Below are 23,329 nucleotides of genomic sequence, written 5' to 3'. Positions count from 1 at the left end.
CTTCAGTGTTCAGGGCTGGGCATCGTCCACTTGGCGTGGCGCAACCTTGTTAGGTATTTCCACGGCAAAACTGCTTTCTTCTGGTACTTTGAATAAGCCTTGCGCGGTTTGCGGCGTTCCCGCCAGCCAGGCGTCCCACACCTGCGGTGCCAGTGGAATCACGCTTCGTTTGTCCTGCAGATCAGGTGGCAAGCGCGGATCTAGTTTGTGCATGCGCCGCATCAGCGGGTGATGATCGGCGTTGGCGGTAAGCATGGTGTAGCTCTCGTGAACTTCGCCGGAGGATTGGTCGATCCAGGTGTTCCATAGTCCAGCCAGACCCCATGGCTGACCGTCGGCACTCCTGAAGCGCCACCAGACATTCTTGCCAGTCTCCCAGCAAGGCTCATCGAACGATCTGGCCGGAATGATGCAGCGCTGACCGCGGGCCCAGGGCTGCTTAAATGTCGCCTTCGCGGCCAATTCCTCGCTGCGAGCGTTGTTGGTGCTGTACGGCAGCTTCGCCGCCTTGGCAAACCATGGGATCAGGCCCCACTGGCCGGTCACCAGCTCACGCCGATACCCCGCATCGTGCGCGGCTCTGCGGATGAAAACCCCCTTGCCACGCGGAAACACGACCTCATCCCACCATCGTCCAGGCTGGTCTCGTCCGACGTGCCAGGTGCGCTCGATTTCGCGCTCCTCGGGTGTTTCATAACGATTGCACATGTCGCAAGGATATAGCCATGCCCGTTCGTCGCAGCCGAGTTTTGCCTCGATTGGTACGCAACGTCGTTGGCGAGCAAGTCGGATGCGGGACTTATGGGTGTTCTACGATACGACCTCCTATCGATGAGAAAAAAAGACGTCGATATCGTATCTGTATCGCATACCATATATGTCTAAATATGAAAGGATATGATATGGCGCGCCCAGGAATCACCGCCGCCCACGTCGCAGCAGCCGCCGAGGCGCTGCATGCCGAGGGTCAGCAGCCCACCATTCGCGGGGTGCGCGAGCGGCTCGGCGACACCGGAAGCCCGAACACCATCCAGAGGCACTTGGCCGCGTGGCGCAAGGCACGCCCAGCAGCAGCACCTGGGCAGGAGCTACCGCCGGCGCTGGCCGCTGCCATTGCCGCCGAGCTGGCAGGCGCGGCAACCGCCGCGCGTGAAGCCGCCCAGGCCGAAATCGACCAGGCGCAGGCCGAGGCTGCGGATCTGGCCGCAGCGGGCGAGGTGCTGGAGGGCGAGCGTGACGAGCTGGCAGCGCAGGCACAGGCACTGCGCGGGGAGCGCGATACGCTCACGGGGCGGGTTGATGCGCTGCAGGCCGAAGGCGAGCGCCTGCGCGCTGTTCTCGATGCGGCGCGGGAACAGGCCATAACTGCGCAGCAAGCCGCAGCCGTGGCCCAGGCGCAGGCGCAGGCGGCGCTGGAGCGCGCCACGCGCGCCGAGACACTGGCCGCGCAGCAGGCCCAGGAGCTGGCCAAGGCCCAGCAGGAGGCCGCCCATCTCCGGGGCCGTCTGGAAGCTGCATGACAGTCCAAAATCACCCAGACGCTCACGCTGCTGCGTGAGTGCATTGAGGCACTGCGGCCTGACCGGCGGCAGCTGATGCGCTGCGGTCGCGGGCTACGTCCTGGGCGCGGACGTGAATGCCGAACACATCGCCCAGGCGCTGACCGCCCTGGTGGGTGATGCCTAAGCCTCTTGCAGCGGGTTGAGCAGGCGACCCAGGCATAGACAGCGAAACGACGCACGGCCAGCCGAGACAGGCAGCGCCAGATAGGTCAGTCGATTTATACTGTACGTATGTACAGCACAACTGAGAGTACCTCATCCCTGGGTGACACGATTGCGATCCCCATGGGGTCGGGGCGGGTCGATCCCGCTGTCTGCTATCTGCCCATGGCTGCGGCGCGCGCGGCGCTGGGCTTCCCATCGCCAGCCGAGGATTTTCAGGAAGACAGCCTTGACCTGAATGAATTACTCGTGCGCAACCCCGCGGCCACCTTTCTGTACCGCGCCGAAGGCTCGTCCATGATCGAGGCCGGCATCTGGGGGTCTCCTCGTTTTCAGTGCAATAAGTGACGGTACGAAAAGCTAGCACTGGCGCGGAGGTGGTGTTGGTAGATCGTTGATTTCATTGACTTTCCTGTTCACTTTCAAATCTGCGATTCGTGGCGTCAAACCGTGGTCGGTTTCATCCATTGGTGCCAGTTATCGATGCATTTGGCCGCGAAGGCAGGATTTGGTCAGCATAGCGGTCAACCGGGAAGCGAAACACACCCCGCAAGTTGATGCTCTCCAGCCTGGTGGGCGCAATCTTCCCGATCAGTTCCGGTGGAATGACCTGGCGGCGGTTCGACCAGCGATCCAGGACCGCCTGCATCTGTGAGGTATTCCACGCCATCACGATGTTGGCCATCAGGCTCAACGCATCGGCCACAGCCTGCATTTCATCGACACGTTTGGCCTGCGCCGGGCTGATCCGGCCGGTATAAATGGCGCGCTTGAGGGCGTTAACAGCCTCGCCCCGATTGAGCACCCGGCGCAACTCGTTCCTGAAGGGGTCTCCTCGTTTTCAGTGCAATAAGTGACGGTACGCAAAGCTAGCACTGGCGCGGGGGTGGTCTGGGTAGACCGTTGATTTCATTGACTTTCCTGTTCGCTTTGTAAACGGGTATGGTGCCCGTTTGCTTGGTTTTGATCTTTGCCCGCGGTTGAAGGAACTCAAACAGCGCCACCTCTTTGTGCCACGCGGCACCAAAGTGCCCGCAGAAATCGCTGCGGTGTGCGAAGCCAATGTCGACGTCGCTTTGATCGAAAAGCATTGGGATAGTCTGGTGCACCTGGCAGCCTCGGTCATGAGCGGACATGCCAGTGCGGTGGCAGCTCTTGCGCGGTTCGGTTCTGCCGCCCAGGGCGATCCAATCTATGAGGCTGGCGTGCAATTGGGGCGGTTGCTGCGTACGGCGTTTTTGGCTGACTACTTTGTCAAGGACGCTTTCAGGAACGAGTTGCGCCGGGTGCTCAATCGGGGCGAGGCTGTTAACGCCCTCAAGCGCGCCATTTATACCGGCCGGATCAGCCCGGCGCAGGCCAAACGTGTCGATGAAATGCAGGCTGTGGCCGATGCGTTGAGCCTGATGGCCAACATCGTGATGGCGTGGAATACCTCACAGATGCAGGCGGTCCTGGATCGCTGGTCGAACCGCCGCCAGGTCATTCCACCGGAACTGATCGGGAAGATTGCGCCCACCAGGCTGGAGAGCATCAACTTGCGGGGTGTGTTTCGCTTCCCGGTTGACCGCTATGCTGACCAAATCCTGCCTTCGCGGCCAAATGCATCGATAACTGGCACCAATGGATGAAACCGACCACGGTTTGACGCCACGAATCGCAGATTTGAAAGTGAACAGGAAAGTCAATGAAATCAACGATCTACCAACACCACCTCCGCGCCAGTGCTAGCTTTTCGTACCGTCACTTATTGCACTGAAAACGAGGAGACCCCAACAAGTCCGGGCAGTTGGCACACCGGCTGATGTACGTCGATCTGGTGATCCTGGATGAACTGGGCTACCTGCCGTTCACGCAGTCGGGCGGTGCGATGCTGTTCCACCTGCTCTCCAAGCTCTACGAGCGAACGAGCGTGGTGATCACCACCAACCTCACCTTCTCGGAATGGAGCAGCGTCTTCGGCGACGCCAAGATGACAACCGCCTTGCTCGACCGCCTCACGCACCACTGCCACATCGTGGAGACAGGCAATGAGAGCTGGCGATTCAAGCACTCCAGTGCCGCTGGCGCGGCACCGTCCAAGCCACGTGCAAAAGCTCAGAAAGGAGATCGAAAAGCAGCAGACCCGATAGACTTATCCACAACCGAGTAGCCAGAACATCCATCAACCCAGTGGCTCAGTATTCGACGTGATCACTGGCTCAGTTGTGCTGATGAATCAACAGGCACGTATCGTTTTTCCTAACAGCGCACCCGTCCTTGATGGACGGCTCCGAAGATACATCTCAAACAGTCCACAAACCGTCTACTAAAGCCATTTGAACCAGCGAAAGACCGCTACCAACCCAACACTCATTAGTAAGCAAAGACCTACCAACACCCAGAAGCCATTGGTGGCATCTGCGAACGGCAGTCCCAGAAGATTGGCGCCAAACAGGCCAGTGACAAAGTTCAAGGGCAAGAAGATTGTGGATACCACGGCAAAAACATAAGAGCTTTGATTCAGCTGTCGCTCCTGAATGCGGTTTGCCCGGTCACTGAGGATATCGATACGGTCACGCAAATTCTCCAGCGTTTCGAGCAACCGCAACAGCTGGTTCAGGTGCTCCTCCAGTCGGCCTCGATGATTGGTATTCAGCGGCGGGACGACGAGGGTTGTCAACGTTTGAAGAACGGCCCGCTGGGGGCCAAGATGACGGAGAAAGCCAGAGATCGCGGTCTGGGTATTGGCCATGCTCGGGCATGCCGCTTCCGTCTGGTGTTGAACCAGAAGGCCGCCGATCAGATTCACCCCATCCTCTAGCATCTCGACCTGCTCGGAAACTTCCGAGAGGTGCTCTTCGATGAGATCGCAAAGGAAGTCACCTGGCGTTGCCGAGCCCCGCCCCTGAGAGATGTCTTCCGCAAGTTCGAGGATGGGATCCACATCCTCCTCGCGGGTCGTGATAACCCGACGCTCATCAATCCAGATTCGCATGGACACCATGTCCTCCGGATGCCCCACTCCATCAGCTCTCAAATGCATCGCTTTGAGCAAAACCATCACGCCCTGCCCGTGGACGCGCAACCGCGAGCGGGTATCTTCAGACACCATCGCTGCGGCGATCAGCTTGTCCAGGCCGGTCACGCTTGAGAGAAAACTCTCCGTCTCGCGGTGGTGGATGCACATGTGCAACCACGACGCACCGCCGGTCATCTGGAGAAGATGGAGAAACCCAGGCGTACGCTCTGCTTCGATCATGGCTATCAACCCACGGTGGATTCAACGTCAAGGTTAACGGTATCTCCAACCCGTAGCACGCCACCTACGACGATCCGTGCCGTGGCGCCCCCGTGACCGCGCAGCGCGGCGTAACCGCCTTCACCGAGTTCGTCCTCCATGCGTGAACAAGGAGGACATGGCCCCGTGATTTCAATGCGGACCGATCCGCCAATTCGCCAGACAAAGCGTTCTTCCCGGAAGGGTGAATGCATTGCGGCGACGTTGATGCCCGAGATCACAAGGTTGCGCCGCAAACGCTCCGGGGCAATTGGAGCTTGCCCCGTCCAGACCCCGAGCAAGCCAAGGTGCTCAGCTTGGATCAGACTCAGCTCGCGATGGCGTTGCGCATCCGACTGACGAAGCTTCAGGGAGCGGTGATCGCCAATCAGCCCGAGACCCGGTTCGGCCCTGGCCTCCTGCACGGACACTGCGTCCTTGAGGCGATCCGGGCGCAGAACGATGGCATCAAGCCGACCTGTGCCATGAAAGCGCCGGACCAGGTCGCGCAGCGTGCTGCCCATCGTTCAGACTCGAATGAGGTGCATCACAAGACTTCCTCTATGTGCAGTTCGCGTTGCCGGAAGCTGACAACATCACCGGCTCGGGCATCTGCGATCGCTGCGTAGATGGGCGCCTGGGTGGAAATTCCCATGTAGGTGTTGCCGTCGCACTGGAAGGCATCGCTGGCAACCGCAATCACGAACCAACGCCCGTCGATGCGAACCACGGCGCCTGTCTCCACCGAATCCCGGGGACCGAAATCGATCTGACGCAAGACTTCCAGGGCCTCCTGGTGGTCGTGAATGGGGCATTCGAACGCCTGCGCCAGAGCAGCATTGTTGACGGCCCGCGACGCCGCATCGCTTTCACTGGGTTCATCTCCGCGGCCCGCCGCACCGACCAGGTATTGCGCATAGGTCTGTTCAGCAAACCGCAGGCGCCCTTCGGCAAGGTCCAGCATGGTCTGGCGCAGATGGGTCTTGTTGCTCATTAGGACTCCTTTTTCAGGTCGACGTTTGTTGCGTTGGGGTGAACGGTAGCCGGTGCCAGACGGTGATGGCGTACCAGCCTCGGGGGTCGGTCAGGGTGCAGGTGTTGTCAAACCCGCTTTGGGCTGCGAGGTGTTCAATAGAAGCCATCGTGTACTTCTGAGATTGCTCCGTGTAGATGGTCTCGCCGGCAAGGAAAACGAAACCTCGGTCGAGGGTCTTGCTGTTGACCACCTGGTCCACCTGGCTAACCAGAAAGCTCCTGGCCACGTGTTCCAGCGGACAGTAGCTGGCGTAATGACGAAATTTCGCAAGATCGAAGTCCATGCCCAACTCGCGATTCAACCGTGTCAGCAGGTTCAGATTGAACGCAGCTGTCACGCCTTGAGAGTCGTCGTAAGCTGCGCGCAGCATGGCCGGGTCCTTGACCAGATCCAGACCAAGCAGCACAAGGTCACCCGGGCGCAAATGCGAATGCACCCGCTGCAGCAGCTTGACGGCACCGTGTTCGTCGAGGTTGCCCAGATTGCTGCCCAGCAACATTGCAACCTGGCGTCGCCCTTCGGCAATCTGAGGCCAATGCTCGAAATAGTCTCCCAGCACCGGTTCGATGGCCATGCGGGGGAGGTACGTGTCAAAGCGGCGGCTCAGATCCGCTAGGGCGTGTGCGGACACATCCATAGGCCTGTAGATGCAATCCACTTCACGTTGCGCCAGTGCCTGGCACAGCGACAGCGTTTTGGCCCCGTCGCCGCTGCCCAGTTCAATCAGATCGATCGGGCTGCACCGAGGATCTATCCACCGGGAAAGCTCATCCGCGCGTGAGCGCAGCAGCTCGTGCTCAAGGCGTGTGAGGTAGTACTCGGGCAGCGCCATGATCTGCTGAAACAGGCGCGAGCCCTCATCGTCGTAGAACCAAGCGGATGAGAGCGCCTTCTGTGGTCGCGTCAACCCTTGCAGAACATGCTCCGTCAGTCTGTCCCGATCAGTCATGCGGACTCCCGCGAGCGAACAGGACGGATGCCCGTGAACTGCCAACGCAACGGAGCGTGAAAGAAGTTCCGGTATGTCAAACGGGCGTGGCCCGGCGATGTGGCCCAGGACGCTCCGCGCAAGACCTGCTGGTTCACCATGAACTTCCCGTTGTATTCGCCCACTGCGCCCTCGCTGCGGGCAAAACCGGGATAGGGCTGATAGGCACTGCGCGTCCATTCCCATCGACGCCCCCAGTCGAACCGGCTTGCCGCTGCTTCCCACTCGAACTCGGTGGGCAATCGCCACCCCGCCCAATCGCAGAAAGCGTGTGCCTCGTAGTAACTGACATGCGTGACTGGTGCCTGACTGGTCAGCGGCATCACCCCCTGGAGCGTGTAATGACCCCATCCGTCAGGCTGGTTAGGGTCGGGCTGCCAGTACATCGGCGCACGGAATTTAAGCGTTTGCACCCAGTCCCAGCCTTCCGCATGCCAGAGCGAATGGCGCTGATATCCTCCGTCGCGCATGAACTGAAGGTATTCATCATTGGTGACTAGCGCCACACGGATGTCTACTCCTTGAATGAGCGCCAAATGCGATGGCGACTCGTTGTCGAAGGCGAACCCTGGCCCCTGGTGGCCCATGCGAATCGTCTGCCCTTCGACGCTAAGCCAATCGTCCAGTGGTGGGCAGGTTCCATCATGTTCGGCCGTCACATCTTGGGGACCGATGCCCAGAGGGTCATACGCCGGATGCAATGGGTTGTGGCCCAGGATGTACTTGATGTCTGTGATCAGCAACTCCTGATGCTGTTGTTCATGCTGCATGCCCAGCTCTACCAAGGCCGCGACCGCGGGCTCCAGTGGTTCCTTCAGCATACGGCGCATGGACTCGTCCACATGCGCGCGATACGCCATCACCTCAGCCACCGTCGGGCGACTCAAGCTCCCTCGCTGCGGGCGTGCCAGGTGAGCGCCCTCCGATTCGTAGTAGCTGTTGAACAGGTAGCCATACAGAGGATGGAACAGTCGATAGTCCGGCTGTTGTTTCGCGAGGACAAAAGTCTCGAAGAACCACGTGGTGTGGGCCAAGTGCCACTTCGGCGGACTGACGTCGGAAACCGGTTGGGGAACATGGTCCTCGGCACTCAGAGGGGCACACAGACGTTCGCTGCGCGAACGGACAGAGACGTATCGGGTTAGGCGGATGTCTTCAGGTGTCACGGCAGATGAGAAAAAAGAGAGTCAACTTCCGAAGCGCTCGGTGCGGATGGAGACCTCGGGCACATTTAGCCCGGTGACCATATGAACGATGGACTCGACAAAGTCATTACGCCCGCAGATGAAAACCTGCGCAGATTCGGTCGCCACATCACCCAATTGCTGCAATGCCCAAGCAACATCGGCTCCATCAATGCGGCCAACGTGGTCCTGTGCGCGCGGGGCACAGGTATCCCGCGAGAGCGCCAGTCGGCTGCGAAACCGCGGCGTAAACGCTTCCCATCGCTGCAGGGTGGGCCAGAGCAACACTTCGTCAAGATGGCGTGCGGCAACCAACAGCGTTGTATGCGCTTGGCTGTATGCACCCACGCGTTGCGCTGCCATGGACAAAAGGGGAACGACGCCAGATCCTCCCCCAATCAGCAAGGCTGGTCGTGTGTTCGACTCGTCAAGCACAAAATGACCTCCAACCGGTCCGAGGACTTCAATCGTTTCGCCGTGCTGGGCCTTGTCGTGAAACCAGGTGGATACTTCGCCATCGTCCAAACGCTCAATGCCAAGCTCATAGAGCCCGGTACGTTGAGGAGGTGAGAGGAGTGAATAGCTCCGTTGTGCCTGATAGCCGTCTTCCGCTGTCAGTCGGACATCCAAATGCTGGCCCGGCCTCGGGCGAACCCATCTGTCAGGACGCAGCACCACCCGCATGACGCGTGGAGTCAGTGCCTGCAACGCATCGATGCGTGCGGTCTGCCAGCTCAGCCGGTGTTGACCAACAGCCTCATCCATAGCGCTCTTCCTTGAAAGGGTCGCCTCGCATGTGATAGCCCCGCAGTTCCCAGAACCCGGCCTCGTCGCGCTCGTTGAACTGCAGCGCATTGACCCACTTGGCCGACTTCCAGAAGTAGAGATGCGGCACCAACAGGCGTGCCGGTCCCCCGTGCTCGGGCGCGAGCGGTCGGTCGTCGTAGTGCGTTGCGATCATTGCGCGCCCTTGTGTCAGATCGGCCAACGGCACGTTGGTGGAGTAGCCGTCCTGAGAATGCGCCAACACCCAAGGCGTGGGCGCTTCCAGTCCGGCCGCCTGCAACAAGGTGTCCAACGTCACACCGCGCCAGCGGGTGTCGAATTTCGACCAGGTGGTAACGCAATGGATATCGACCACCTGCTCGGTCTGGGGCAGGGCCTGGAATTCGCTCCAGGTCCAAACGCGAACCGGCCGCACACCGACCTTCAAGGTCAAGCGCCAATCGCCAAGCGCCAAGGCTTTTGGGGTGGGGCCCGCAGTCAGCACGGGAAAACCTTCCGTCAGGGACTGTCCTGGCGGAAGTCGACCGCCGTGGTTGTGGACATCGCGATTGCGGCCGCTGAATGAGCGGTTGATGGGCATGGTGTGGGTCCTCCGGCTCACCCAGAACTTGCGGTCAAGGGCTTGCGTCGATCAATGATGGTGGGCAGGAACTCGGTGACCGTCGGGTGAACGGGCAATGCATCCCGGACCAACTTCCAGGTGCCGCCACTGGCCATCACCAGACCGATCGCCTGAATGATCTCGTCCGACTGGATCCCGAGCATGGTCGCTCCGAGGAAATGACCACTGTCCTCATCGATGAGGAGCTTGATCTTGCCCACGGTTTCGCCTTCTTCCTTCGCGCGACTGACGTCCTTCATGGCGTGAACCGCCTGGGAAATGCGTCGCCCTTCGGTCACGAGTTTTCGCGCGTCGGCCTCATAAAGACCGACGTGGGCCAGCGGAGGATCGGTAAACATGGCATAAATGCCGACGCGCGCGGCGGCGCTGCGTTGCCCTCCGGCCAGGTTCTCCGCCACGATGTCCTGATCGTGGTAGCTGGTGTGGGTAAAGGCCCCGCGCTGATTGATGTCACCCAGCGCCCAGATGCCGGGAACCGCGGTTTCGAGCCGGTCGTTGGTGACCAGGTAGCCTCGCGCACTGACCTCCAGGCCCACCGTTTCCAGGCCCAGACAGTCGGTGTTCGGTATTCGCCCGGTGGCCACCAGCAGGTGGCTGCCATCCACGCTGCGGCCACCAGCCAACTGCACCCGCACGCCAGCGTCGTTGTCCGCCTTGCCGACCCGCTCAATGCGCACGCCGGTGTTCACTTCGATGCCTTCCGCTGTCAGCATTCCGGTCACAGCGGCTGCAATGTCCTCGTCCTCGCGGGCCGTGAGGCGGGGCCCTGTTTCCAGAATGGCAACCTCACTTCCCAGCCGCCGAAAGATCTGAGCCATCTCCAGGCTGATGTATCCACCGCCGATGATCACCAGCCTGGACGGTAATTCACGCAGCGCCAACAGCCGTTCGTTGTCCAGGAACGGCAGCTCGTCCAGCCCAGGCACCGGCGGAACAAAGGGACGTGTGCCGGTGTTCAGCACCACCTTGGGCGCCACCAGCTGATGCTCGCCGGCCAGCACCACGAACTGTTCGCCTTCACGGCCCGCCAGGCGACCGCGCGCCTTGATGATGGTGAGTCCTTCCAACTGGCCCAGCCAGGCCTGCAGGCCAGAGCGAGCCTCCTCCACCCGGCGTTGCATGCGCTCCATCGCTGCCCTGAAGTTGACCTGGACCGACCCGGTTTGCACACCGAATTCGCTGGCCCGGCGCGCCATGTGAGCCACACGAGCCGACTTGCGTAGGGTCTTGGTTGGGGTGCAGCCCCGATTGACACAGGTACCACCCAGGTCACGCTCCTCGATGAGCGCCACCTTCATACCCCGGGCAACGAGTGTCGCGCCCAGAAAGGGACCGGCCTGACCGGCTCCGATCACGATCGCGTCGAACCTCTGTTCCCCGCTCATGGCCGCACCTCGACACCGCGCCAGAACGCCACCCTGCCGGTCACCGCCTCCGCACCAGCCTTGGGCGACGGGTAGTACCACGCCGCGTCAGCGTTCACGTCTTCGCCGACCACGACGTCGTAGTAGCTGGCCCGCCCCTTCCATGGACAGGTGGTGTGCGTATCGCTTGGTTTGAAATGTTCCGGGCGCAACGCGTCGTGTGGGAAATAGGCGTTGCCTTCAACTTCCACGATGTCATCGCTCTCAGCGATGGTGGTGCCTTTCCAGATGGCTCTCATGCTCCGTCTCCTTCGTTTGTGTGTGGTTGGGATCAGTCCCGAATCAGTGTGGTGGTGATCACCGGATGGTTCTCCAGCGTTCGATGCACGGGGCAACGATCGGCGATGCGCAACAGGTCCTGTCGCTGGCTTTCACTCAACGGTCCGCTCAGCAGGAGCTGCCGCGTGACGTGGTCAACCTGTCCCGAGCGATCCCCGCACTCCTGGCAATCGGTCGCGTGCGCGCGCTCATGACGCAACCTGACCTGGACATCCTTGAGCGCATAGCCTTTTCGCTTGGCGTACTGGCGCAATGTCATGGACGTGCAGGCGCCCAGCGACATCAGCAGAAGTTCATAAGGATCGGGCCCGCGTTCGCCACCACCCACTTCCTTGGGCTCATCGGCGTCGAGGTGGTGCGGACCTGCTCGCATCGATCGCCAGAAGGCGTGATCGTGCTCCCCCACCCACACCTCGCCCGCACGAAGGTCCGACGGCGCATCGTTTCGCTCGGCTCGCATCGGCAGAAACCGCGAGGCCCAGGCGCCAATCAGGTCAGCCGCATACTGCGCATCGGCCGGGCGCGTGAGCAGATGGTCCGCATCGTCCAGGCTGATGAAACTCTTAGGATGTCTGGCCGCCTTGAACAGGTCCTGTGCCTCGCCGATGTCCACCACCGCGTCACTTGGCGCGTGCATAACCAGCAAGGCCGCGCGAAGCCCCTTGACCGGGTTCTCGTGGGCTTGGGCCTGGAGCTCTTCAATGAAGGCCGGCGCGATCCTGAACGCCCGGCCGCCCAGGTCGACCTGGATCTGCCCATCCTCTTCGGACTTGGTCGGACCGAAGTGACGAAGCACATGGTCGGCCGTCGCGGGTGCGCCCAGCGTGCAAACCGCCCGTATGCCGTCGAGGCGGGCAGCCGCCGCGATGGCCGCCGTCCCCCCCAGGCTGTGTCCGACCAACAGTGCAGGCATGCCGATCGTGCTCTGCATCCAGTGCACCGCCGCCACAATGTCCGCCACGCTGGACGAAAAGCCACCGCGCCCGAAGTCGCCTTCGCTCTCGCCCAGACCGGTGAAATCAAAGCGCAGCGTGGCGATGCCCTGCTGAGCCAGCGCCCGGCTGATGCGGGTCGCGGCGAGAGAGTTCTTTCCGCAGGTAAAGCAGTGGGCAAACACCGCCAGGGCTTGTAACGGTGCATGGTCCGGGCGTTCCAAGACACCCACCAGCAGACCCTGGCTGCTGCCAGCGAAGCCTACCTTTTCGCTGCTCATGCTTTCTCCAGTGCCAGGGCGTTGATGCAGTAGCGCAGACCGCTGGGCTTGGGTCCGTCGGGAAACACGTGACCCAGGTGGGCGTCGCAGACGTTGCACGTCGTCTCCACCCGCACCATGCCGTGGCTGTTGTCTCCGTGATAGCCCACCAGACCCGGGGCAATGGCCTGCGTGAAGCTGGGCCAGCCGCTGCGGCTGTCATATTTGGTCGACGCATCGAATAGTTCAGTGCCGCAGCACACGCACCGGTAGATCCCGGGCGAAAACAGCGTACACATCGAGGAGCTGTGCGCCCGTTCGGTGCCCTTGAGCCGCGTGATTCGGAACTGCTCGGGCGTCAGCTGTTGGGCCCACTCGGCTTCGCTGCGCTCAACTCGGCGCGGTGGCGTCGGGTTGCCCGTTTCCACCAGTTGAATCACTCCTTTCCAAGTCAACATGTCGGGCCCAGGCTCCGGTGCCGCCGGTTCGTTTTCCAGCCGCTTGAGAAAGGTGACGAGCTTGTCGGCGTCGATTCGGAAATGGTTGTAGACCACTCTGCCATCGGGATCGATCAGGATGAACCAGGGTGTGCCGCCGTTGCGGTAGCGGCGCATCAGCTCCGAACCCGCGCCGTCCTGTTCGTCACCGGCGTCGTGCCCGAAGGGAATGCCCAGCGCGTAGCGGGAGTGATTGGCCAGCATGCGCTCCCAGGTGTTCGAACCGAAGTCCTCGAACACGGTCTGGACTGCGGCGAACCCGACGAAGTCGCTCCCCCGAAACGCGTCGACCACCCGGGCAAGCGCCGGAAAGCCGGTCGCATGGCACCCCGGGCAGGCGTCCTGAAAACAGAAGATGAGCTTGAACCGGCCGGGCATGCGGTCCAGGTCGAAGTGTTCCAGCGCCTGGCCCGACGCGTCCACCCACCGGGTCACACCCAGGGGAGCGGCCGCTTCGCCAAGGACACCGGGTTCCTGTTTCGTTGTGGTCATGCGAAGTCTCCTTTCAGAAATCGTTGGGTACCCCAATCAGGTGCCGCAGAAGGTGCGGTGGGCTGCGGCCACTTCGGGCGAGGCCGGCAGCGTGAATGGCCGCGCGGACTCCACCGTCTCGTACGGCCGCCCCAGCACCGCCAGCAGGCGCTCGAACGGACCGAGGTCGGCCTCGTCCACGGCACTCGACAGCGCCGCCTCCACCTGGTGATTGCGCGGGATCACGAAGGGATTGACCGACCACGCCGTTGCGGCGCAGTCCTGCAAGGTCCTTCCCTCCCGGGCCATGCGCTGGCGCCAGCGCGCCAGCCAGTCCGAGAGCGCCGGGCGCTCCCGTCCGAACAGGTCGTGCAGTGCGGCATCCGGCCCCGTGATGGCGTCGGACAGGAGGCGGAACGCCAGCGTGAAGTCCACCTTTTCCCGCTGCAGCAGCTGCAGGAAGTCGTCCGCCAGGGCGCGGTCGTCCGGCTCTTCAGCGGCCAAGCCCAGCTTGGCGCGCAGCTGCCCGGTCCAATGCCGGTCAAAGCGCACGGCAAACCCGGCCACCACCTGTTCCACCCGTTCCACGACGTCGATATCGCGGGCGTCCAGAACCGGCAGCAACGCTTCGGCCAGACGGGCCAGGTTCCATTGCGCCATGGCCGGCTGCTGGCCGTAGGCATATCGCCCCTGACGGTCGATCGAGCTGAACACCGTGGCCGGATCGAAACCCTCCATGAACGCACACGGACCATAGTCGATGGTCTCGCCCGAAATGCTCATGTTGTCGGTGTTCATCACCCCGTGGATGAAGCCCACGCCCATCCAGCGTGCAATCAGCTGCGCCTGCCGCTCACAGACGGCCTCCAGCATCGGAATGGGCTTGTCGGAAAGCTTGGCGAGGGCGGGGTCATGCCGCGCCACGGCATAGTCGAGCAGCCGCCGAAGCATCACCTCCTCCTCCCGCGCCGCGAAGAACTCAAAAGTGCCCACCCGCAAGTGGCTGGCCGCCACGCGCACCAAGATCGCCCCGGGGGGCGAGCCCTCGCGGTTCACCCGCTCACCGGTCCGGATCACCGCCAGCGCACGCGTCGTGGGAATGCCCAACGCGTGCATGGCCTCGCCCATGAGGTACTCGCGCAGCGCCGGGCCCAGTGCCGCCTTGCCATCGCCACGGCGCGAAAACGGCGTACGGCCCGACCCCTTGAGGGCCAGGTCCCGACGCTGTCCTGCCGTGTCGATGAGTTCCCCGAGCAGCAAGGCGCGGCCATCCCCCAAGTGTGGCGAGAACTGGCCGAACTGGTGTCCCGCGTAGGCCTGCGCCAGCGGCGCCGCCTCAGCCGGCATTTCCACGCCGGACAGCCACGCCAGACCGGTCGCAGACTTCAGCGTCGCCGGCTCCAGCCCCAGCTCCAGCGCCAGGGCGTCGTTGAACTGCACCCAGGCCGGGGCCGGGGACGGCTCGGGCTTCCAAGGCACATAGAACCCCTGCATGTCCCGGAAGAAGCTGTTGTCAAACGGCAGCCGAAACGCCGGGCCCGTCCCCGGCGTCTTCGGCTCCGACACGGCCTTTGGTGTGGACGCACGCATGACTTCAGGCCGCCTTGAGACCATCGTTCGAAGCGCCGAACGCCCCGATCAGCTGCCGCTCGTCGAGCTCGAAGTCGCTGTAGAGCACCTCGTCCAGCGGATCGATCACCAAAAACCACGGCATGCCGCGCGTCCCGTAGTCCGCCATGAGCGACGACGCGCGTCCGATCGCAGGGTCGTGTCCGAACGGAATGTTCAAGCCGTAGCGCAACTGCGTCTCGCGCAGGCGCTCGAAGGTGTTGGACTCGGCGCCCTCGAACACGGTCTGCACCGCGGCAAACGCGAAGCCGCGATCGCCCAACGCCTTGATCAGCTTCTGCAGGGTCGGAAAGCCATGGCTGTGGCAGCCCGGACACCAGTGCTGGAAGCAGAAGATCACTTTGAACCCGTCGCCCAGATCGGACAGCTTCAGCGGTGCCATGCTGCGCCCTTCGCCGTCGATCCACCACGGCACCCGCAGCTCGGGCGCCTGTTGAATGCACCGGGATTGCATCACCATCTCCTCAGGAAAAAAACAGACACACCGGGTCGGCCCGCCCACTGGCGCGCCGACCCCCACCGTTCTTGAGCGTTGGCCGTCAGCCGATCTCGCGTCGCGGCAGCTTCCAGCCCGCACGGGGGTAGTGGCAGGTGTAGCCGTTGGGGTGCTTGACCAGGTAGTCCTGATGCTCGGGCTCGGCCTCCCAGAACGGCCCCGCGGGCGCGAGCTCGGTGACCACCTTGCCCGGCCACAAACCCGAGGCATTCACATCGGCAATGGTCTGCTGCGCCGTGGCCAGCTGCTCGTCCGAGGTGTAGAAAATGGCCGACCGGTAGGAACTGCCGCGGTCATTGCCCTGGCGCCCCGGGGTGCTCGGATCGTGGATCTGGAAGAAGAACTCCAGCAGGTCGCGAAAGCTCGTCTGCGTGGGGTCGAACTCCACCTCCAACGCCTCGGCGTGGGTGCCGTGGTTGCGGTAGGTGGCGTTGGGCACATCGCCGCCGCTGTAGCCCACACGGGTGCGCAACACGCCAGGCAGCTTGCGCACCAGGTCCTGCATGCCCCAGAAACAACCGCCGGCCAGGACTGCTTTTTCGCTCGGGTTCATCGTGATCTCCTTCAAAGTTCTGCCTCAAGGCATTGAACCTGAAGTCGGGTCCGTTCGGCACAGCACAACGGCATTCGGCGTCCGCATCACGCCACCGATCGTCCAGAACCAGGGCGCGATGGACCTACGGCTGACTCAGATGCTCCATCTGCCAAGCGCTGGGCGATTGCCCCGAGGCCCGTTGAAACGCTCGCGCGAATGCGGTGGCATTACCGTAGCCCACCTGAGAGGCCACCGCCTTCACTGCCTGCCCTTGCGCGAGTAGGTTGCGGGCAACCGCCATGCGCCAGTGGGTCAAGTAGGTCAACGGCGGTATGCCCACCACCTGGACAAAGCGCAGGGCAAAGGCAGACCGGGACAGGTGCGCCAGCTCCGCCATGCTGTCAAGCGTCCAGTCGTGCTCTTGCGATTCGTGCAGCATGGACAGCACCACACCCAGACGGCTGTCGACCATGGCCTCCAGCACACCGCCGGACAGCAGTTGCCGATCAATCAGGTGACGCACAAGCACCACGAAGGTGTATTGCAGCAGGCGGTCGATCGCTGCCCGATAACCAAAAGCACGTGCCTCGGCCTCCTCGAACAGCAGCTCTACCGGTCGCTGCAGCGATGACGTGGCGGTCAAGTCAATCACCGTGACGTCCGGCAAGATCATGTCCAGCGGCGGCGCCAATTCACTGAGGGTGGCGCACATCAGGTCCACCCCCTGCGGCCCTGAGCCCTGAACCCAGTGCTCCAACGCGCGGGGAAGCAACAGCACGCTGGGCGCCCGCACGTTCAGCGGCGCAAAGCCCTTGCGCGTCAGTTGCAGCTCGCCGCGACTCAGCAGGTGCATCGTCCCCTGCTTGAGGCCGTCAGCCTCGGATCCCTGCGTCAGGGTACAGAGATTTCCCGAGAAAAACATGCGCGCCGTGGGGGTGAACCGTAACAGCTGGTTCAGCAGAGAGGCGTTCGGCAAGGGAGTGCTTTGGTTCAAGCGCGTGACACCTGTTGTGGGTTAGACCTTGATTATCTTGGAGCTTCCGCCTCTCCTTAGAATGACTGCATGCCCCCCCCGTCCCTTTCGTCCAGCATCTCTCGACACCACCAAGCTCCCGCAGAAATTGAGGGCCAGGCGCTCAGGACGTCAAACTTCCTGCGCCAGGTCATTGAAAAAGACCTCGCCACCGGCACCTACGCCCAGCGCCAATGGGGCGGCGGCCCGGGTGATGCCGCCTTCCACGACGCCGGCCAGCCCGACCCGGCCAAGATCCGCACCCGCTTCCCGCCCGAACCCAACGGCTACCTGCACGTGGGCCACGCCAAGAGCATCTGCCTGAACTTCGGCCTGGCGCGCGACTACGGCGGCGTCTGCCACATGCGCTTTGACGACACCAACCCCGAGAAGGAAGAAAAGGAGTACGTGGACTCCATCCTCGACGCGGTGCAGTGGCTGGGTTTCAACTGGGAATCCAACTTCAACGGCAAGCAGGAAAGCCACCTGTACTACGCGTCGAACTACTTCGACTTCATGTACCGCGCGGCCGAATACCTTATCACCGCCGGCCACGCCTATGTGGACGAGCAGACAGCCGAAGACATGCGCATCAACCGCGGCGACTTCGGCAAGCCCGGCGTGGACAGCCCCTTCCGCAGCCGCAGCCCGGAAGAGAACCTGGCCCGCTTCCGCGAGATGCGCGACGGCAAACTGGCCGACGGCGCCGCCGTGCTGCGCGCCAAGATCGACATGGCCTCGCCCAACATCAACCTGCGCGACCCGGCCATCTACCGCATCCGCCGCGCCACGCACCACAACACGGGCGACGCCTGGTGCATCTACCCCATGTACACCTTCGCGCACCCCATCGAGGACGCGCTGGAGCAGATCACCCACAGCATCGCCACGCTGGAATTTGAAGACCAGCGCCCGTTCTACGACTGGTTGCTGGAGCGTTTGTGCGAAGGCGGCCTGCTCAAGGCCCCACCGCCGCGGCAGTACGAATTTGCGCGCCTGAACCTGACCTACGTGATCACCAGCAAGCGCAAGCTGGCGCAGCTGGTGAACGAGAAGAAAGTCAGCGGCTGGGACGACCCGCGCATGCCCACCATCGTCGGCCTGCGCCGCCGCGGCTACACGCCCGAGGCCATCCAGCTGTTTGCCGAACGCATCGGCGTGACCAAGAGCGACTCCTGGATCGACTACAGCACGCTCGACGGCTGCCTGCGCGAAGACCTGGAAAACAAGGCCCACCGCGGCATGGCCGTGCTTGACCCCGTCAAGCTGGTGCTCACCAACTGGGCCGAAGTGTTCGGCTCTGACGGCTACACCGAAGACTGCACCCAGCCCGCCCTGCCCCACAGCACCATTGCCGAAGGCCAGACGCCGCCGCCTGACCGCGTCTTCAAGATCGGCAAGGACGTGTGGATCGAACGCGAAGACTTTGAAGAAGTGCCGCCCAAGGGCTACAAGCGCCTGTTCCCAGGCAACGTGGTGCGCCTCAAAGGCGGCTACGTCATCGAATGCACGGGTTGCGCCAAAGACGCCGAAGGCAAAGTGACCGAAGTGCACGCCAAGGTCATCCCCGGCACCAAGAGCGGCACCCCCGGCGCCGACAGCGTCAAGGCCAAAGCCGCCATCACCTGGGTGGGCAACGCCGACGGGGTGAGCGCCGAAGTGCGCCTGTACGACCGCCTGTTCACCGACCCGCAACCCGACGCGGGCGGCAAGAACTTCCTGGACGCGCTGAACCCCGACAGCCTGAAGGTGGTGACGGCGGTTGTGGAGCCTTCACTGGCTGCAGCGAAGCCAGACCAGAAATTCCAGTTTGAGCGCCACGGCTACTTCGTGGCCGACCGTGCGGACCACGGGGTGGGCGGGAAAGTGGTGTTCAACCGGGTGACGGGGTTGAAGGATCGTTGGAATTGATCGCTATTCCCACTCTGTGCTTGCTTAATGCCTCGTACAAATCGTCTTTGTTGAAGACATCGCCTTGCACCACTTCACTCTCAGAATCTGGGGGTAGCTATCTACTCCGTTTTGGCGAGTAGGTGAACAGATCCGGAACAACGCGCGGTTGACACGGCCACATAGGAGTTGCGGAGCGTTTGCCCGGTAAACCTGTCTTGAATCGTCCCGAGGAGATTCGAACGCGCTGCCTAAAGCAACCACGCAAGCAACGTGAGCCGTTTTTCGACACCGACGAATCTGTGCATGCGCTGGTTATGGTCGAAAAGTGAGGCGCTCTACCAAATCGCAAAAACGGCAGGAAGTACATGGGTGTGTGGCATACCTCCCCCGACAACAGGGCGCACGCTTTACGACAAGTTGATGCGGTGTCTGGGCGAGATTGCCCATACGCACGATACCGACTGAAGTACCCGCCACCAACTTCGGCGACTAGGATGGCCATAATGAGCCAAATCCAACGGGGTCTACGGTTCCAGCAATTGCACACTGCCGAGGCCATCTTTCTGATGCCCAACGCTTGGGACGTTGGTAGTGCGCTGATGCTCGCGTCCTGCGGCTTTCCCGCTATCGCCACTACGAGTGCAGGCGTGGCTTTCTCGCTGGGATTCCCTGATCAAGAAGCTGCTGTGAGCAGGGAGACCATGCTGGATCGCGTGGGGTCCATTGCTGCGGCAAGTCCACTTCCTGTCTCCGCCGATCTCCAGTCGGGCTACGGTGCGAGCCCTGAAGAGGTTGGAGAAACCATCGCGGCTGCGATTCGTGCTGGTGTGGTGGGCGCGAACATCGAGGACTACAGCGGCAATCCTGCGCAAGCCCTGTTCGACAGAGAGCACGCTGTCGCGCGCGTTCGGGCAGCAAGACGCGCCGCGGACGCGTCGGGAGTTCCTTTTGTTCTGACGGCCCGATCCGATGTCTACCTGACTGGTGCGAGCAATGTTTTTGCAGAGGCCGTCGAGCGATGCAATGCGTACCGAGAGGCGGGTGCGGATTGCCTCTTTGTGCCGGGGGCTTCCGACCCCAAGACCATCGAAGCGCTCGTCCGGGAGATCAATGCCCCCCTCACCGTGGTCATGGGCCTGACAGGTTCACCTCTCACCGTGCCCCAACTCGGATCTTTGGGGTCTCCTCGTTTTCAGTGCAATAAGTGACGGTACGCAAAGCTAGCACTGGCGCGGGGGTGGTCTGGGTAGACCGTTGATTTCATTGACTTTCCTGTTCGCTTTGTAAACGGGTATGGTGGCCTCCCACTTTTGAGGTTCACGATGCAGGGTTGGCACACAACGTTTTTGGGGATGCGTGGGCTCCCCCGCGATATCAGCGACTTCGAGATGAAGGCATTTTTCACCTTCGATGGTGCCGAGCGCGACGCAATCAATGCACGCCGAGGTGATTCCCACAAGCTTGGTCTGGCGCTCCATATTGGTTTCCTGCGCATGAGTGGGCGTTTGCTCGGTGCCTTTCGGGTAATTCCAGTAGCCTTGTGGCGCCACCTTGGCAACGAGCTTGGCATTGCAGCACCAGAAGTCGCCTCGCTGAGAGCCATGTATGAACGCGGGCGCACGCTATTCGATCACCAACAAGTAGCCTGCACGGTCCTTGGATTCCAGTGGATGAGCGAGCACCAGCGCCGCTCACTGGTACGTGAACTGCGCGACGAAGTGGCGCGCTGCGCCGACCGCGATCAGCTACTCGTGCGGGCGCGTCAATGGCTGTACAAGAACAAGCTGGTGATCGTGCACGAGCGGGCAATTCGGACACTGATTGCGGCGGCACTTGCCCAGCTTGAAGTTGAAACAGGCACCGCCATCGCCGCCAGCGTTGATCCAGCAACACTTGATCGCTGGCGAGCCTCAGTTTCAGAGCTGCGCCCAGATGGACAAACCCAGCAGAGTTGGCTATGGGCTGCACCGGCGAAACACTCAACCCGCCAAATCAGCGAGGTACTGGAGCGCATCGACCTGCTTTACACGCTGGACGTTCATAAGCACCTGGCAGACATCCCCGATCTCATCTTGCGCCGCTACGCGCGCCGACTTGTCTCCAGGCCGCCCTCAGCCGGAGCCAAGATCAAAGAGCCAGCGCGCACCGTGGAGGTCGCATGCTTTCTTCGGTATTGCCTGTTCACCACCAAGACCAGTTGATCCTTATGGTGCAGCGCCGGATCGCCGATCTGTGGCGTCAGGCTGCCGCCGATGTCCCCGCTACCGTCAATTGGGCCGCAATGTACAAAACGCTGCTCGGCGAACTTGTTGCCTTGAGCGCGCAAGGTGCGGTGCCAGATGCTGAGTTGCGTGCCCGTCTTGAAGCCTTGATCACCGAAACCCAGAAACGCAAACCACCGAGCAGGGCCTCCCTGGTCCGCGAGGGATTGATTGATGGAATTCGCCCCGTGCGGTCGTTGCTCGTCGCCATTGCAAAGCTGCCCTGGCAGGCCACCGGCGAGCATCCTGCCATCGAGTACCTTGCCAAGCTGCAAGCTTTATATCTCAAAGGATCCAGAAAGCTGCCAGTTGAAGTGGTGGCACCAAGTCTGGGAATGATCTGGCAGGTTTCGATCTCCAGCCCAGACCGGGAACGGGCGTTTCAGGCGTTGGAGGTGGCCACCCTGTTTGCCCTGCGCCGCGCGGTGCGCAATGGCTCGGTCTGGATTGAGCACAGCCTGAGCTTTCGGGGTCGTGCGCGCTTGTTCTTCACGGACGAGCGTTGGCAGGCAGAGTCCAAGAAACACTATGCCCGTCTATCGTTACCCAGCAAGGCTGCCACTTTCTTGAAGCCTTTGCTGGCCAGAGTAACTGCCGGTGTCGATGCGGTGGCCGCTGCAGCCCGCAGTGGCGTACTGCGCGTGGATGATGAACTCCATTTGTCGCCATTGCCCGCAGAGGACGAAGACCCAGAAGTGACCAAGCTGCGCGCGGCTTTGGATCACCGCATCGGTGAGGTTCAATTGCCGGAAGTGATTCTGGCCGTTGACGCCCAGGTGCGCTTTAGCTGGATCATGCTCGGACGTGAGCCGCGCTCTACCGACGAGCTGCTGATGGTCTATGCCGGCATCATGGCCCACGGCACCAGTCTGACTGCGGTCGAATGCGCGCGCATGATTCCGCAATTGTCTGCCACCAGCATTCGCCAGGCCATGCGCTGGGCGCGGGACGAACGGCGTCTGAGCCAGGCCTGCCAGGCTGTGCTGGAATTCATGCAGCGACACCCGATTGCCGCCACCTGGGGGCGGTCCGATTTGGCATCTTCTGACATGATGAGCATGGAGACCACCAAACGGGTGTGGCAAGCCCGGCTTGATCCTCGGCGCAACACACCTTCCATTGGAATCTACTCCCATGTAAAAGACCGGTGGGGCATCTTCCATGCGCAGCCCTTTGTGCTCAATGAGCGCCAGGCGGGCGTGGCCATTGAAGGTGTCATCCGCCAAGAAAAGCTGGAGACCAGCCAGCTTGCTGTGGATACCCATGGCTACACCGACTTTGCCATGTCACATGCCCGTTTGCTTGGTTTTGATCTTTGCCCGCGGTTGAAGGAACTCAAACAGCGCCACCTCTTTGTGCCACGCGGCACCAAAGTGCCCGCAGAAATCGCTGCGGTGTGCGAAGCCAATGTCGACGTCGCTTTGATCGAAAAGCATTGGGATAGTCTGGTGCACCTGGCAGCCTCGGTCATGAGCGGACATGCCAGTGCGGTGGCAGCTCTTGCGCGGTTCGGTTCTGCCGCCCAGGGCGATCCAATCTATGAGGCTGGCGTGCAATTGGGGCGGTTGCTGCGTACGGCGTTTTTGGCTGACTACTTTGTCAAGGACGCTTTCAGGAACGAGTTGCGCCGGGTGCTCAATCGGGGCGAGGCTGTTAACGCCCTCAAGCGCGCCATTTATACCGGCCGGATCAGCCCGGCGCAGGCCAAACGTGTCGATGAAATGCAGGCTGTGGCCGATGCGTTGAGCCTGATGGCCAACATCGTGATGGCGTGGAATACCTCACAGATGCAGGCGGTTATGGATCGCTGGTCGAACCGCCGCCAGGTCATTCCACCGGAACTGATCGGGAAGATTGCGCCCACCAGGCTGGAGAGCATCAACTTGCGGGGTGTGTTTCGCTTCCCGGTTGACCGCTATGCTGACCAAATCCTGCCTTCGCGGCCAAATGCATCGATAACTGGCACCAATGGATGAAACCGACCACGGTTTGACGCCACGAATCGCAGATTTGAAAGTGAACAGGAAAGTCAATGAAATCA

20 protein-coding genes and 4 pseudogenes are annotated in these 23,329 nt (G+C 61.9%); 7 read left to right on the top strand and 17 right to left on the bottom strand.

The window, feature by feature from the left end; all coding sequences use genetic code 11:
* Positions 1-9 precede the first annotated feature (9 nt).
* Positions 10-708 carry an SOS response-associated peptidase gene (locus P4826_RS02645; protein ID WP_317702431.1) on the bottom strand — a complete coding sequence of 233 codons (699 nt, stop codon included), beginning with the start codon at positions 706-708 and terminating at the stop codon, positions 10-12.
* A gap of 194 nt (positions 709-902) precedes the next feature.
* Between P4826_RS02645 and P4826_RS02640 the strand changes: the two genes are divergently transcribed.
* Together P4826_RS02640 and P4826_RS02635 are read left to right on the top strand one after the other, a co-directional pair.
* Positions 903-1,520: a DNA-binding protein gene (locus P4826_RS02640; RefSeq protein WP_317702430.1), complete on the top strand. Its 618-nt coding sequence runs from the start codon at positions 903-905 to the stop codon at positions 1,518-1,520.
* Positions 1,521-1,889: 369 nt separating this feature from the next.
* Positions 1,890-2,072: a S24 family peptidase gene (locus tag P4826_RS02635; RefSeq protein WP_317702429.1), complete on the top strand. Its 183-nt coding sequence runs from the start codon at positions 1,890-1,892 to the stop codon at positions 2,070-2,072.
* Positions 2,073-2,184: 112 nt separating this feature from the next.
* Here P4826_RS02635 and P4826_RS02630 read toward each other — a convergent pair.
* Positions 2,185-2,556 (bottom strand): annotated as a pseudogene (locus P4826_RS02630) (Tn3 family transposase); the annotation flags it as partial.
* Positions 2,557-2,671: 115 nt separating this feature from the next.
* Between P4826_RS02630 and P4826_RS02625 the strand changes: the two are divergent.
* Positions 2,672-3,355 (top strand): annotated as a pseudogene (locus tag P4826_RS02625) (Tn3 family transposase); the annotation flags it as partial.
* Positions 3,356-3,501: 146 nt separating this feature from the next.
* Positions 3,502-3,876: pseudogene (locus P4826_RS02620) on the top strand (ATP-binding protein); the annotation flags it as partial.
* Between the two features lie 156 nt (positions 3,877-4,032).
* On the opposite strand, the gene P4826_RS02615 reads toward P4826_RS02620, so the two are convergent.
* The 15 genes from P4826_RS02615 to P4826_RS02545 all read right to left on the bottom strand — a co-directional run bounded on the left by P4826_RS02615 (position 4,033) and on the right by P4826_RS02545 (position 17,116).
* Positions 4,033-4,965, bottom strand: coding sequence for a CorA family divalent cation transporter (locus tag P4826_RS02615; RefSeq protein ID WP_317702428.1), 933 nt, complete (start codon positions 4,963-4,965; stop codon positions 4,033-4,035).
* Between the two features lie 5 nt (positions 4,966-4,970).
* A complete protein-coding gene (locus tag P4826_RS02610) occupies positions 4,971-5,507 on the bottom strand; it encodes an MOSC domain-containing protein (RefSeq protein WP_317702427.1) in 537 nt (178 codons plus the stop codon).
* A gap of 23 nt (positions 5,508-5,530) precedes the next feature.
* Positions 5,531-5,977 (bottom strand): hypothetical protein, encoded by a 447-nt coding sequence (locus tag P4826_RS02605; RefSeq protein ID WP_008647292.1) that lies wholly within the window; start codon positions 5,975-5,977, stop codon positions 5,531-5,533.
* Positions 5,978-5,990: 13 nt separating this feature from the next.
* The gene (gene egtD, locus P4826_RS02600) at positions 5,991-6,968 is read right to left on the bottom strand and encodes an L-histidine N(alpha)-methyltransferase (RefSeq protein ID WP_317702426.1); all 978 of its coding nucleotides are present in this window, start codon (positions 6,966-6,968) and stop codon (positions 5,991-5,993) included.
* Positions 6,965-8,173 carry an ergothioneine biosynthesis protein EgtB gene (gene egtB, locus P4826_RS02595; RefSeq protein ID WP_197022694.1) on the bottom strand — a complete coding sequence of 403 codons (1,209 nt, stop codon included), beginning with the start codon at positions 8,171-8,173 and terminating at the stop codon, positions 6,965-6,967. The genes egtD and egtB overlap by 4 nt, the downstream gene beginning before the upstream one ends.
* 21 nt (positions 8,174-8,194) lie before the next feature.
* On the bottom strand, positions 8,195-8,956 hold the full coding sequence (locus P4826_RS02590) for an FAD-binding oxidoreductase (protein WP_042797684.1): 762 nt from the start codon (positions 8,954-8,956) through the stop codon (positions 8,195-8,197).
* Positions 8,949-9,557, bottom strand: coding sequence for a sulfite oxidase-like oxidoreductase (locus P4826_RS02585; RefSeq protein WP_008647302.1), 609 nt, complete (start codon positions 9,555-9,557; stop codon positions 8,949-8,951). Before P4826_RS02585 ends, P4826_RS02590 begins: the two co-directional genes overlap by 8 nt.
* Before the next feature lie 17 nt (positions 9,558-9,574).
* On the bottom strand, positions 9,575-10,984 hold the full coding sequence (locus P4826_RS02580; RefSeq protein WP_034053982.1) for a mercuric reductase: 1,410 nt from the start codon (positions 10,982-10,984) through the stop codon (positions 9,575-9,577).
* Positions 10,981-11,262, bottom strand: a complete 282-nt coding sequence (locus P4826_RS02575) for a DUF427 domain-containing protein (protein WP_034053981.1) — start codon at positions 11,260-11,262, stop codon at positions 10,981-10,983. Before P4826_RS02575 ends, P4826_RS02580 begins: the two co-directional genes overlap by 4 nt.
* A gap of 32 nt (positions 11,263-11,294) precedes the next feature.
* Positions 11,295-12,515, bottom strand: a complete 1,221-nt coding sequence (locus tag P4826_RS02570; protein WP_008647313.1) for a bifunctional alpha/beta hydrolase/OsmC family protein — start codon at positions 12,513-12,515, stop codon at positions 11,295-11,297.
* Positions 12,512-12,952, bottom strand: coding sequence for a peptide-methionine (R)-S-oxide reductase MsrB (msrB, locus tag P4826_RS02565; RefSeq protein ID WP_034054008.1), 441 nt, complete (start codon positions 12,950-12,952; stop codon positions 12,512-12,514). The genes P4826_RS02570 and msrB overlap by 4 nt, the downstream gene beginning before the upstream one ends.
* Positions 12,953-13,519: 567 nt before the next feature.
* Positions 13,520-15,052: a protein adenylyltransferase SelO gene (locus P4826_RS02560; protein WP_074423286.1), complete on the bottom strand. Its 1,533-nt coding sequence runs from the start codon at positions 15,050-15,052 to the stop codon at positions 13,520-13,522.
* A 4-nt stretch (positions 15,053-15,056) separates the two neighbouring features.
* Positions 15,057-15,545, bottom strand: a complete 489-nt coding sequence (locus P4826_RS02555) for a peroxiredoxin family protein (protein ID WP_317702425.1) — start codon at positions 15,543-15,545, stop codon at positions 15,057-15,059.
* An 85-nt stretch (positions 15,546-15,630) separates the two neighbouring features.
* A complete protein-coding gene (gene msrA / locus P4826_RS02550) occupies positions 15,631-16,140 on the bottom strand; it encodes a peptide-methionine (S)-S-oxide reductase MsrA (RefSeq protein ID WP_008652077.1) in 510 nt (169 codons plus the stop codon).
* 124 nt (positions 16,141-16,264) lie between these two features.
* Positions 16,265-17,116, bottom strand: a complete 852-nt coding sequence (locus tag P4826_RS02545) for an AraC family transcriptional regulator (RefSeq protein ID WP_317702424.1) — start codon at positions 17,114-17,116, stop codon at positions 16,265-16,267.
* A gap of 69 nt (positions 17,117-17,185) precedes the next feature.
* Here P4826_RS02545 and P4826_RS02540 point away from each other — a divergent pair, with 69 nt between their 5' ends.
* The 3 genes and pseudogenes from P4826_RS02540 (at position 17,186) to P4826_RS02530 (ending at position 23,264) form a co-directional block, all read left to right on the top strand.
* A complete protein-coding gene (locus P4826_RS02540) occupies positions 17,186-19,045 on the top strand; it encodes a glutamine--tRNA ligase/YqeY domain fusion protein (protein WP_197970338.1) in 1,860 nt (619 codons plus the stop codon).
* A 485-nt stretch (positions 19,046-19,530) separates the two neighbouring features.
* The gene (locus tag P4826_RS02535; RefSeq protein ID WP_079385910.1) at positions 19,531-20,235 is read left to right on the top strand and encodes an isocitrate lyase/PEP mutase family protein; all 705 of its coding nucleotides are present in this window, start codon (positions 19,531-19,533) and stop codon (positions 20,233-20,235) included.
* 114 nt (positions 20,236-20,349) lie between these two features.
* A pseudogene (locus P4826_RS02530) lies at positions 20,350-23,264 on the top strand (Tn3-like element IS1071 family transposase).
* Positions 23,265-23,329 lie beyond the last annotated feature (65 nt).

The sequence above is a fragment of the Diaphorobacter limosus genome, assembly GCF_033100095.1.
Classification (GTDB): domain Bacteria; phylum Pseudomonadota; class Gammaproteobacteria; order Burkholderiales; family Burkholderiaceae_C; genus Alicycliphilus; species Alicycliphilus limosus.
The sequence above is the reverse complement of the archived record's forward strand: the minus strand, read 5'-3'. Positions and strand labels throughout refer to the sequence as shown.